The 11,913-nt window shown below is 72.9% G+C and carries 9 protein-coding genes and 2 tRNA genes; 4 read left to right on the top strand and 7 right to left on the bottom strand.

Annotation, left to right across the window (positions count from 1 at the left end; translation table 11 throughout):
• Positions 1-59: 59 nt before the first annotated feature.
• Both GC092_RS07180 and GC092_RS07175 read right to left on the bottom strand, forming a co-directional pair.
• Positions 60-136: transfer RNA gene (locus GC092_RS07180), tRNA-Pro, on the bottom strand.
• 94 nt (positions 137-230) lie between these two features.
• Positions 231-304: transfer RNA gene (locus GC092_RS07175), tRNA-Gly, on the bottom strand.
• 153 nt (positions 305-457) lie between these two features.
• Here GC092_RS07175 and GC092_RS07170 point away from each other — a divergent pair.
• Both GC092_RS07170 and GC092_RS07165 read left to right on the top strand, forming a co-directional pair.
• Entirely contained in the window at positions 458-640 is a 183-nt protein-coding gene (locus GC092_RS07170; RefSeq protein WP_324014648.1) for a hypothetical protein, read from the top strand.
• Positions 641-687: 47 nt separating this feature from the next.
• Positions 688-3,552: a helix-turn-helix transcriptional regulator gene (locus GC092_RS07165; RefSeq protein ID WP_324014646.1), complete on the top strand. Its 2,865-nt coding sequence runs from the start codon at positions 688-690 to the stop codon at positions 3,550-3,552.
• Here the strand turns inward: GC092_RS07165 and GC092_RS07160 are convergent, their stop codons facing one another.
• Entirely contained in the window at positions 3,553-4,098 is a 546-nt protein-coding gene (locus tag GC092_RS07160; protein ID WP_324014644.1) for a gamma carbonic anhydrase family protein, read from the bottom strand.
• A 183-nt stretch (positions 4,099-4,281) separates the two neighbouring features.
• Here GC092_RS07160 and GC092_RS07155 point away from each other — a divergent pair, with 183 nt between their 5' ends.
• A complete protein-coding gene (locus GC092_RS07155; protein WP_271172031.1) occupies positions 4,282-4,767 on the top strand; it encodes a Dps family protein in 486 nt (161 codons plus the stop codon).
• An 82-nt stretch (positions 4,768-4,849) separates the two neighbouring features.
• Here the strand turns inward: GC092_RS07155 and GC092_RS07150 are convergent, their stop codons facing one another.
• The 4 genes from GC092_RS07150 to GC092_RS07135 are packed head-to-tail and all read right to left on the bottom strand — an operon-like array spanning position 4,850 to position 9,119.
• The gene (locus tag GC092_RS07150; RefSeq protein WP_324014866.1) at positions 4,850-6,364 is read right to left on the bottom strand and encodes an amidohydrolase; all 1,515 of its coding nucleotides are present in this window, start codon (positions 6,362-6,364) and stop codon (positions 4,850-4,852) included.
• A complete protein-coding gene (locus GC092_RS07145) occupies positions 6,352-7,374 on the bottom strand; it encodes an Fpg/Nei family DNA glycosylase (RefSeq protein ID WP_324014641.1) in 1,023 nt (340 codons plus the stop codon). Before GC092_RS07145 ends, GC092_RS07150 begins: the two co-directional genes overlap by 13 nt.
• A gap of 3 nt (positions 7,375-7,377) precedes the next feature.
• The gene (locus tag GC092_RS07140; RefSeq protein ID WP_271172033.1) at positions 7,378-7,875 is read right to left on the bottom strand and encodes a ribose-5-phosphate isomerase; all 498 of its coding nucleotides are present in this window, start codon (positions 7,873-7,875) and stop codon (positions 7,378-7,380) included.
• 41 nt (positions 7,876-7,916) lie between these two features.
• Positions 7,917-9,119 (bottom strand): ferrochelatase, encoded by a 1,203-nt coding sequence (locus GC092_RS07135; RefSeq protein WP_324014639.1) that lies wholly within the window; start codon positions 9,117-9,119, stop codon positions 7,917-7,919.
• Between the two features lie 183 nt (positions 9,120-9,302).
• On the opposite strand from GC092_RS07135, the gene pepN reads away from it, so the two are divergent.
• Positions 9,303-11,852 carry an aminopeptidase N gene (gene pepN / locus GC092_RS07130; protein ID WP_324014637.1) on the top strand — a complete coding sequence of 850 codons (2,550 nt, stop codon included), beginning with the start codon at positions 9,303-9,305 and terminating at the stop codon, positions 11,850-11,852.
• The last annotated feature ends 61 nt before the right edge of the window (positions 11,853-11,913 follow it).

The following is an 11,913-nucleotide window of genomic DNA, read 5'->3' as shown; positions in this document are numbered from 1 at the left end:
TCTCCTTGTGACGGACCCGCACGCCGGTCGCGACGCGGGCTGAGGTCTGGATGGGCCGTTGGTCGGGGCGACAGGATTTGAACCTGCGGCCTCCCGCTCCCAAAGCGGGCGCTCTACCAAGCTGAGCTACGCCCCGCGGATATCCCCGCGCACGGGAACACGAAACGGCCTCGGAAAGTCTAGCCGACCGATCGGGCGGGACTCGCCACCCGGGGCGGCGAGAGAGGACATGGAGGGGATGACGGGAATCGAACCCGCGTGACCAGTTTGGAAGACTGGGGCTCTACCATTGAGCTACATCCCCGGAACTGCGTCCGGCAGCGTGAACGATCCTATCCCACGCGCGCACGTGCTTCCGACACGGCACGGTCTGAGGTACCTCATCCGGCTCGTCCGGCCCCGGGAATACGGCGTTCTGCCGATGCTCGGGCGCCGCCTCAGGGACGACCGTGGAGTCATGTTCATCGATCCTCTCCACAGCCTCTCCGTCCACCGCGCCGAGATCGAGGAGGCCGAGCGCCGTGCGGCTCGCGAGCGCTCGATCCGCGAGCGACTCGAGGCCGACGCCGCACAGGGCGATCGGATCCCGACTCGGCGCGCACCCCGGGCGCGTCGGCTCCTCCCGCGCCTCTCGTCGTGACGTCCGCCGTCCGCCGCGATGTCGACGGTCCGTGTGATGATGACGCGGTGACGATCAGGACCAGTCCGCGCACGGTCGGGCGCGAGAGCGAGCACGCTCAGCTCGTCGCGCTCTTCGAGGCCGCCGAGCGCGGCGAGCCCGCGCTCGCGCTCGTCTCGGGCGAGGCCGGCATCGGCAAGTCGCGGCTCGTCTCCGATCTCGCGGCCGCGGTCGGCGGCCGCGCGCGCGTCCTCGTGGGCCACTGCGTCGACCTCGGTCGCGTCGGCGAGGCGTACACGCCCTTCACCGCCGCGCTGCGGGTGCTCATCGCCGACCTCGGCGTCGACCGCGTGCGCGAGCTGGCGGGCCCCGGGGCCGCCGCCCTCTCGGGCATGGCGCCCGCGCTCGCGAGCGAGGCGGAGCCGACCGGCCAGCAGCCCTACGAGGCGCTCGCCCATCTGCTCGAGACGGCGAGCCGCGAGCAGCCGGTCGTGCTCGTCCTCGAGGACGTGCACTGGATGGACAGGGCGAGCCTCGGCGTGCTCGCCTACCTCGCGCGGGTCTCGCTCGACGCCCGTCTGCTCGTCGTGGCCACGTACCGGCCCGAGGACATCGGACGCACGCACCCCGCGCGCGATCTGCTCGGCGAGCTGGCGCGCAGCCGCGCCACGACGCGCGTCGAGCTGGGCCGCCTGGACCGCGAGGACGTCCGCGCGCTCGTCGGCGAGCTGACCGGCACGGCGGTCGCGGGGCCGCAGCTCGACGCGATCGCCGCCCGCAGCGACGGCGTGCCCTTCTATCTCGAGGAGCTCGTCGCCGTGGAGGGCTGCGACGACGAGCGCGCCCTCCCCGGCGGCCTGCGGAGCCTGCTGCTCGCGCGGTACGAGCGGCTGTCCGATCCGGCACGAGCGCTTGCGCGCGCTCTCTCGGTCGGCGGGCTGTCCGTCGCGCACGCGCTCCTCGAGAGGGTCGACGGCCTCGACGCGACCGCGCGCGACGCCGCCCTCCGCGAGGCCCTCGACGCGGGCCTCCTCGTCCTCACGGACGACGGCTACGCGTTCCGGCACGCGCTCGTGCGCGAGGCCATCCTCGAGGACGCCCTTCCCGGCGAGCGCGAGCGCCTCCACGAGCGCTACGCCGAGGCGCTCGAGGAGCGTGCCGCATCCGGCGCGCGCGTGGCAGCGGCCGTCGCGCACCACCTGGCGTCGACGCGAGACGCCGCGCGGGCGTTCCCCGCCTCGATCCGCGCGATGCAGGAGGCGCGGGCGAGCTCCGCCTACGCGTCCGCCGCGCAGCACGCCGAGCAGGCGCTCGCGATGTGGGATGCCGTGCCCGACGCCGAGAGCACGGCCGGGATGCCGTGGCTCGAGCTCATGGGGAGGGCCGCGACCTACCTCCGCAACGCCGGCGAGACCGAGCGCAGCATCGCCGTGTCGCGCTCCGCGCTGGCCGCGTGCCCTCCCGACTCCATCCACCACGTCCGCCTCACGCGCAATCTCGCGCGCGCCCTCTCCAACGCCGCCCGTCCGGGCTCCATCGAGGCGTATCGCGACGCCCTCGCGACCGTCGAGCGGATCGGCGGGCACGAGGAGCTGCGCGTCGATCTGCTCATCTCCCTCGCCGGGCGGCTCATGCTGGCCGGCGAGCGCGCCGATGCCCGCCGCCTCGCTCTCGAGGGCGCCGCCGTCGCGGAGCGGCTCGGAGCGACCGCGCTCGTGTCGAACGCGATGAACGTCGCCGGGCTCTGCCTCGCGCACGGCGGCGACCTCGCAGCGGGGTGGGCGGAGCTCGAGCAGGCACGGCAGCTGGCAGGCGACGATCGCGCCGCGCGCCTGCGGTACTGGGTCAACGCGTCGGATCTCGCGCAGCGGGCCGGAGACCCGGATCGCGCGCTCGAGCTCGCCCGGCTCGGGATGGCCGAGGCTCAGGCCTACGGCCTCGAGCGCACCTCGGGCACCGTCCTCGCGTCGAACGCCGCCGACCCGCTCGCGAGCCTCGGCCGGTGGGACGAGGTCGACGCCCTCATCGACCGCGCTCTGGCCGCCTCGCCCCCGTCGGTCAACGTGACGTACCTCGCGGTCGTCCGCGCGTGGTCCCTCGTCTGGCGGGGCGATCTCGCCGCCGCGGCCGCGACGCTCGAACCGCACCGAGCCGTGCTCCGCTCGACCGCCGAGAACGAGATCCAGGCCCTCCTCACCGTGGCGCGCGTCGAAATGGAGCTCGCGCTCGCGGACGGGCGGCCCGAGGTCGCGTGGGACGCGGCCGCAGGCGTGCGGGCCGTGCCCGTGGAGCGACTCGCGCTGAACTCGGGCAACGCGGTGCCGCTGGCCTGGTCGTTCGCCCGCGTCGCGCGCCTCGCCGGAAGGCGCGGCGGACACGCGTTCGGGCAGGAGGCTGGCCGGCTCGCCGAGCGCCTGATCGACCAGTTCGCGGGCTGGCCGACGCACGGCGTGTGGAGTGCGCTCACCCGCGCCGAGCTCGCCGACGACGAGCCGTCATGGCGCGCGGCCGCGGCCGCAGCGGAGGGCCGCGAGGCGCCGGTCGGGCTGCTGCCCTACGCGCTCGCCCAGCAGGTGCGCGCACGGGTCGAGGCCGGAGACCGCGCGGGCGCCCGGGCTCTCGTGCCGTCCGCACGCGCGGCCGCGCGTGAACGCGGCGTCCTCGGCGTCCTGCGCGACCTGGACGCGCTGGCCGACGAGGCCGGTCTCCAGGGGCGCGACGGGCACGCCGATCCGGTGCTCACGGCGCGCGAGCTCCAGGTCCTCGAGCTCGTCGCCGAGGGCCTCAGCAACGGCCAGATCGGGCAGCGCCTGTTCATCAGCACGAAGACCGTCAGCGTGCACGTGTCCGCGATCCTCCGCAAGCTCGGAGCGGCGACGCGCACGGAGGCCGCACACCGGGCGGCCGACCTGCTCGGCGCGACCGCGCCCTGATCAGCGCTCGCCGTCGCGGAGCGCCGCCTCGTGGCGCGCCGCGTGCGCGAGGTAGTTCTCCGCGTTCCGGAGGAGTCCGGCGACCTCCTCGTCCGTGAGTGCGCGGCGGACCTTCGCGGGCACTCCCGCGACGAGACTCCGCGGCGGCACGACCGTGCCCTCGAGCACGACCGCTCCCCCGGCGACGAGGCACTCGGCCCCGATCTCGGCGCCCTGCAGCACGACGGCGCCCATGCCGATGAGCGACCGGTCGCCGATACGGCAGCCGTGCACCACGGCGTTGTGCCCGACCGACACGTCGTCGCCGATCTCGGTGTCGAAGCCGCCGCCGACGTGCACCGAGACGCTGTCCTGGAGGTTGCTGCGCGCGCCCACGCGGATGGCGCCGGTGTCGCCCCGGAGGACAGCGTTGTACCAGACGCTCGTCTGAGGGCCGAGCGCGACGTCGCCGACGACGCGCGCTCCGTCGGCGAGGAACGCATCGGGCGGGACGACCGGCCGCACGCCGTCGAGAGGCAGGACCGTGGCACGGGGCGAGACGCTCATGGTCCGACGATACGTCCGCGCGCTCCCTCTCGCTTTCGATGCCAGGTTCGGCAAGCCTAACTTTCGCCCGATCATCTGCGATTTAGCCGAGCCTCTGCTTGCTTGCGGAATGCCAGCCGACGAGTAGCGTTGTCTTCAGCGACAGGGCGCGACACGCGCCCGGCAAGACGAAGGAGAATCCTCATGAGCGACGCACAGACCATCTCCGCGACCGCCGCCGACCCGACCGTCGCCGCCGGCTCGGCCCAGTTCCTCTCTCCCGTCGTCCTCGGCCTCCAGGCTCTCGGCGTCAACGGCAAGCAGGCGCACTGGCACGTGCGCGGCGCCAACTTCATCGGCGTGCACGAGTTCCTCGACACGCTCGTCGACCACGTGCAGGAGTGGGCGGACCTCGCCGCCGAGCGCATCGTGGCCCTGGGCCTCCCCATCGACGCGCGCCTCGCCGCCGTCGCCGGCAAGGTTCCGACGACCGGTGCGCCCGCGGGCTTCGCCCAGTCGGACGCCGTCATCCGCGGCATCGTCTCCGACATCGACGCCGTTCTGGCCGACCTCCAGGCCGCCATCGACGGTCTCGACGAGGTCGACCTCACGAGCCAGGACGTCGCCATCGAGATCAAGGCGGGCCTCGAGAAGGACCGCTGGTTCCTGGTGGCGCACATCGCCGAGTGACCCTCGCTCTCCTCGTCAGAAGGCCTCGCTCCGCTCGGAGCGAGGCCTTCGACGTGTCACGGCGCGGTGGGCGCGCGAATCCCTAGCCGAGGTGCGTGAGGCGCCCGTCGACGAGGGTCGCGTGCACCGGCATGGCACGCAGCGCGTCGGCTCCCGCCGTCAGCGGGTCGTGCCCGACGAGTGCCAGGTCAGCCGGCTCGCCGGGCAGGACCCTCGCCGGATCCGCCGTGCCGCCGTCGGTCGAGGCGGCGAGAGCCGTGCGGGCGTCGAGAGCCTGATCGACCCGCCAGGGCTCGCTCGCGTCGCGGGTGCGGAAGACCGCGGCCGCCATCTGGACCCACGGGTCGAGGGGCGAGACCGGCGCGTCGGACCCGAGCAGCAGGCAGGCTCCGGCCTCGACCAGCTCGCGGAGCGGATAGGCGACTGCGGTCTGCGCAGCCCACTCGACGCCGGCGAGCTCGCGATCGTCGAGGGCATGCTCGGGCTGCACGCTGGCTTCGACGCCGAGGCGGGCGAACCGCGCGATGTCGGTGCGCGCGACGAGCTGGACGTGCTCGATGCGCCCGGGCACGTCGGCGGCCGCGAACGCGTCGAGCGCGTGCCGGGCCGCGACGTCTCCGATCGCGTGGATCGTCGTCGCGATGCCCGCGCTCGCGGCGCGCGCCACGAGCTCGATGAGCGCGCGCGGCTCGACGTTCAGGCGCCCGCGGCTGACGCCGTCGGCGTACGGGGCGCTCGTCGCGGCGGTCCGCGTGCCGAGCGACCCGTCGGAGATGACCTTGAGCATCCCGAAGGACACGCGGTCTGATCCGTCGAGCGCCTCGCCGGTCGACAGCCCCTCCGCGATCGCCCGGTCCAGGTCGTCGGGATACACGTCGAAGCGCACGCGGACGCGCTCGTCACCCCGCGCCATCCGCCGTCGCCACCGATCGGCGTTCCACCCGATCTCGAGGTCCTGCACGCCGACGACGCCTCTCGCGGCGGCGGCCGCGAGCATCCGGTCCAGCGCGGCGTCCTCGTCCGCCGGGGCGAGCTGCTTGAGACGCTGCTCGACGAGGAAGGCGGCGCCCTCGCGCACGAGACCCGCGGCGTCGGCCGCGAGGCCCTCACGCCGCGCGGCGGCCGAGTTCAGCCAGACGCCGTGGAGATCGGAGCTCACGAGATAGGTCGGGATGTCGCCGGTCACCTCGTCGAGGAGGCCCAGGTCGGCGGCATCCGTCCAGAGGCCGTCACGCAGGCGCGCGACGACCCGGCGCCCGTCTGCTCGGACCGGGGCGGCCGCGGCCGCGCGCGCGGCCTCCTCGGCGGACGCGGCGTGCTCGACCGACGGCGTGCCCTGCGCGAGCGCGCACTCGAGCGTGTGCACGTGATGGTCCCAGAGGCCGGGGACGAGCCATCCGCCCGCGCCGTCGAGCACCGCGCCGCTTCGGCGGATCGCGCCAGCGGGCGCGATGTCGGCGATCCGTCCGTCCGCGAGCCACACGTCGTACACGCCGTCGACGTCGTACTCGGGGTGGGCGAGCAGCTCGCGCCCCTCGCCCCCGATGCGGACATCTGCAATGACGTCGACCCGGTCGCCTCGGCTCAGCGCTGGCATGTCGGGCACCAGTAGAGCTTGCGCGCCTGCATCTCCTCGAGCACGATCTCCGTGCCGCAGACCCGGCAGGGCAGGCCCGCGCGGTGGTAGACCCAGTGGCGGTCGTCCCTGCTGGCCATCGCGCGACGCCAGGCGTCGCCCTCGAGCCCGTCCATGGTCATCATCTGCCCTGTCTCGACGCCGATGCGCAGGAGCACGACCCAGTCGCGCCACAGCCCGCGCACCGTCTCCTCGGGGATGTCCTTCCCCGGCGTGTGCGGGTCGAGCCCCGCGCGGAAGAGCATCTCAGCGCGGTAGACGTTGCCGATGCCGCTCACGACCGACTGGTCCATGAGCAGCTGGCCGATCGCGACATTCCGGCGGCGGACCGCCGCGAGGAAGCGCTCCTCGCCCTCACCGACGTCGCCGACGAGCGGATCGGGGCCGAGCTTGGCGATCACGCGGGCGATCTCGTCCGGCCGCTGCACGACGCATGCGGTAGGTCCACGGAGGTCCGCGCAGGTCGTCTCCGTGAGCAGGCGGACGCGCACCTGGCCGACGACGGGCGGCGGCCACTCGGCGTCGGAGGCGGCCAGGCCGTCCGGCTCGTCGAGCCCTCGCGTCTGCTCGGACATCCGCACGCGCACGCGCGTGCGACGCGGGGCGCCGATCGACGCGAGGGAGTTCTCGCCGGCGTCGTCGAACACGCGGTCGGCGTCGGAGAGGTCGGTGCCGCGCTGATTCGTCTGCCCCATCCGCCCGTTCGCGGACGCGATCGTCGGGTCGACGAGGATCTCGCCGGCGAAGTCCCACGCTCCGTACAGGCCGAGGTGCACGCGCAGCCAGACATCCTCGTCGAACTCGAGGAACATCTGCTTGCCGACCGCCTCGGCGCGCGTCATCGTGCGACCGTCGAGGATGGCCGCACCCTCCGCGAAGCGCCCCTGCGGGCTCGTCGCCCCGACCGGGCGGCCGACGAAGTTGCGCGCGAACTGCCGCGCGATCCGGTGGACGGAATGACCCTCGGGCATCCGCTAGGACATCGTGCGCGGAGCGGGCCCGTCGACGAGGGCGCCGTCGCGCTCGTAGGCGCCGATCTGCGCGATCCGGCGGACGTGACGCTCGTCGTTCGAGAACGGCGTCTGGATGAAGCGGTCGATGAAGCGCGTGACGTCCTCGAACGTGTGCTGGCGCGCGCCGATGGCGATGACGTTCGCGTCGTTGTGCTCGCGCGCGAGCTCGGCGGTCGAGAGGTTCCACACGAGCGCCGCGCGGATGCCCTCGACCTTGTTCGCCGCGATCTGCTCGCCGTTGCCCGAGCCGCCGAAGACGACGCCGAGCGCGGGGACGCCGGCGCGCTGGTCGTCGACGACCGCCTGCGCCGCGCGGATGCAGAACGCGGGGTAGTCGTCGAGCGGGTCGTACTCGACCGGCCCGTGGTCGATGACCTCGTGGCCCTGGGAGGCGAGGTGGTGCTGCAGCTGGGTCGAGAACTCGAGACCCGCGTGATCGGTCGCGATGTGGATGCGCATGGAGACGATTCTCCCCTACCTGCGGGGGTGCCCGTGCACGGTCAGGGCGCGACGCCCGCCGCGGCCGGCAGGAAGCCCAGCCGCGCGTTCTCGCAGTCGCCGGGGCGCGCCACGTCGTACCAGGGCCCCAGGTCGGTCAGGTGCGGCCGCTCGCTCGCGGGCGTTCCGTGCAGGCGCTCCTCCACGAGGTCGACGAGACCCGCCACGAACGCCGGATGCGTGCCGGGCGTGCGGGTGCGGACCGCGCGGATGCCCGCCTCCGCGGCCGACGCCATCGCCTCGTTGTCGAGGTCCCAGAGGACCTCCATGTGGTCGCTCACGAAGCCGAGCGGCACGATCGCGACGGCCTCGACACCCTGCGCGGGCAGCCCGGCGATCACGTCGTTGACGTCGGGCTCGAGCCACGGCTGCGACGCGGGGCCCGATCGCGACTGGAAGACGAGGTCCCATCCGGTCCTCGCTGCGGCCGGGATCTCGTCGGCGAGGCGCTGCATGATGTGCGCCGCCACGGCCCGGTGCTGCGCCGCGTACGCTCCCCCCTCGGGCCAGGAGCGGTCGCGCGGACCGGAGCGGTCGGCGTCGGCGGTCGGGATCGAGTGCGTCGAGAACAGCACGCGCACCGCCCCGGCGCCCACGCCATCCGCGAGGAACCCGGCGACCGCGTCGCGCACGCCCTCGTAGAAGGGCTCGACGAAGCCGGGGTGGTCGAAGAACAGGCGCACCTTGTCGATCGTCACGGGGTCGTCCCCCGTTCCCAGGCCCGTCTCGGCGAGGACGCGTGCGTAGTCCTCGCGGTACTGACGGTCGCTCGAGTACGAGCTGTAGGCGCTCGTGGCGATCGCGAGCAGGGTGCGGTGTCCGTCGGCGTGAGCGGCCCGAACGGCGTCATCGAGGTACGGCGCCCAGTTGCGGTTGCCCCAGTAGACCGGCAGGTCGAGGCCCCGCCGGGCGATCTCGGCCTCCAGCGCGGCCTTGAGCGCGCGGTTCTGGGCGTTGATCGGGCTCACGCCGCCGAAGTGACGGTAGTGGACGGCGACCTCCTCGAGACGCTCGTCGGGGATCCCCCTGCCGTGCGTCACGTTGCGCAGGAAGGGCATGACGTCGTCCTGCCCCTCGGGGCCGCCGAAGCTCGAGAGCACGATCGCGTCGTAGGCGACGGGGACCTCGACGAACGGGTCTCCCCCGGCCGCGGCCGGGGAGGCGAAGGGGACCGCTGACTGCGTCGGGGTGCTGCTCGTCGTCACCCCTCCATCTTCGCACCCGCGTAGAAATCAGGGTGTTCAGGCGGCGTTCAGGGTCCCGTCACGGGCGGTCCCGCCGCGATTCCCGCGAGCGGAGCCCGTCGAGCACGTAGGCTGTTCAGGTTGCCGCAGGCGTCACCCGCGCGCCCGGAGATCTTTCGTCCCCTACCCCATGGGAGTGAAACAGTGCCTGGAGAGAACCTCACCCGCGTCGAGGCGCAGGAGCGCCGCGCGATCGTCGAGACGCAGACGTACGAGATCGCGCTCGACCTGACCAAGGGCGCAGAGGTGTTCGGATCGCGCAGCGTGGTGCGATTCGCCGCGACGCCGGGAGCGAGCACCTTCATCGACCTCATCGCGCGCGACGTGCGGGAGATCACCCTGAACGGCCGCGAGATCGACCCGTCATCCGCCTACGCCGACGCGCGCATCCGACTCGACGACCTGGAGGCCGAGAACGAGCTCGTCGTCGACGCCGACTGCCTGTACACGAACACGGGCGAGGGCCTCCACCGCTTCGTCGACCCCGTCGACGGCGAGGTGTACCTCTACTCCCAGTTCGAGGTGCCGGACTCGCGGCGCGTCTTCGCGGTGTTCGAGCAGCCGGACCTCAAGGCGACGTTCCAGTTCACGGTGACCGCGCCGGCATCGTGGAAGGTCGTGTCGAATCAGCCCACGCCCGAGCCCATCCCGCACGACGACGGCGTCAACGCGACGTGGGGCTTCGAGCCCACCCCGCGCATCTCGTCCTACATCACGGCGCTCATCGCGGGCCCGTACGAGGAGACCCGCTCGGAGCTGACGTCGGCGTCCGGCCGCGTCATCCCGCTGGGCATCTTCGCCCGCAAGAGCCTGTGGCAGCACATGGACGCCGACTACGTCTTCGAGAAGACCCGTCAGGGCTTCGCGTACTTCGAGGAGAAGTTCGGGTACCCGTACCCGTTCGCGAAGTACGACCAGCTCTTCGTCCCCGAGTTCAACGCGGGCGCGATGGAGAACGCGGGAGCGGTCACCTTCACCGAGACGTACGTGTTCCGCAGCAAGGTCACCGACGCCGTGAGGGAGCGTCGCGTCGTCACGATCCTGCACGAGCTGGCCCACATGTGGTTCGGCGACCTCGTGACCATGAAGTGGTGGAACGACCTGTGGCTCAACGAGTCGTTCGCCGAGTGGGCGTCGACGATCGCCACGGCCGAGGCCACCGAGTGGACCGAGGCGTGGACGACGTTCAACGCCATGGAGAAGACCTGGGCGTACCGCCAGGATCAGCTCCCCTCGACGCACCCGATCGTCGCCGAGATCAACGACCTCGAGGACGTCCAGGTCAACTTCGACGGGATCACGTACGCCAAGGGCGGCTCCGTCCTCAAGCAGCTGGCCGCGTGGGTCGGCATCGACGCGTTCTTCCAGGGCGTCGGCGCCTACTTCCAGAAGCACGCGTACGGGAACACCACCCTCTCCGACCTCCTCGTCGAGCTCGAGAAGACGAGCGGCCGCGATCTCGCCCCGTGGTCTCGCAAGTGGCTCGAGACGGCAGGCGTCAACACGCTCTCCCCCGTCGTCGACGACGACCACGACGGCCGCATCACGCGCTTCGCGATCACGCAGACGGCCCCGGCGGACTACCCGACCATCCGCCCGCACCGCCTCGGCATCGGCTTCTACGACCTGCAGGACGGCGCCCTGACGCGCACGCACAGCGTCGAGATCGACGTGGACGGCGACCTCACCGAGGTGCCGCAGCTCAAGGGCATGCGCCGCCCCGCCCTCGTCCTCCTCAACGACGGAGACCTCGCCTACGCGAAGATCCGCCTCGACGACCGCAGCCTCGCGACGGCGATCGACCACCTCGCCGACATCGCGGACCCGCTCGCGCGCTCGCTCGTCTGGGGCGCAGCGTGGGATCAGACGCGCGACGCCGAGACCGCAGCGAGCGACTACGTCGACCTCGTCCTGCGCAACATCGGCCGCGAGACCGAGTCGACGACCATCCGCACGACCCTCGCCCAGCTCCAGCTCGCGGCGAACAGCTACGTCGCGCCCGAGTCGCGCACCGAGACGCGCCGCAAGGTCGCCGACGGCCTGTGGGCGCTCCTGCAGGACGCCGAGCCCGGCAGCGACCTCCAGCTGCAGCTGACGACGGCCTTCGCCTCCGCCGCCTCCGAGCCCGCGCACTGGGATCGGGTCCGCGCGCTGCGCGACGGCGAGATCGTGCTCGAGGGGCTCGAGATCGACACCGACCTCTCGTGGCAGCTGCTCGTCTCGCTCGCGGCCGGCGGCCGCGCCGACGACGCGGCGATCGACGCGGCACTGGCCGCCGACAACACGGCCAAGGGCGCCGAGTCCGCCGCCCAGGCGCGCGCCGCGCTCCCGACTGCCGAGGGGAAGGCCGCCGCGTGGGCGTCGCTCATCGACAGCGACGCGCTTCCCAACACCGTCATCCGCTCGGCGGCGCTCGGGTTCGTCCACCCCGCGACGCGCGACCAGCTCGAGCCGTTCGTCGAGAAGTACTTCGAGATGCTGATCCCCGTGTGGGAGTCCCGCACGTTCCAGATCGCGTCGTACCTCATCGAGCTGCTGTACCCCGCGCCGCTCGCGAACGCCGACCTGCGCAAGGCGACGCGCGCGTGGCTCGGCGAGCACGCCGATGCGCCCGCCGCGCTGCGCCGGATCGTCGCCGAGAACCTCGCCGGCGTCGAGCGCGCGATCGCCGCGCAGGAGCGCGACGCCGAGTAGCCCCCGCTCACAGCGAGCCCCGGTGCGATCCAGAGGATCCACCGGGGCTCGCGCCGTACGA

This window comes from Microbacterium sp. JZ37, assembly GCF_035188445.1.
Taxonomy (GTDB): domain Bacteria; phylum Actinomycetota; class Actinomycetes; order Actinomycetales; family Microbacteriaceae; genus Microbacterium; species Microbacterium barkeri.
This window is presented reverse-complemented; position numbering and strand designations above follow the sequence as displayed.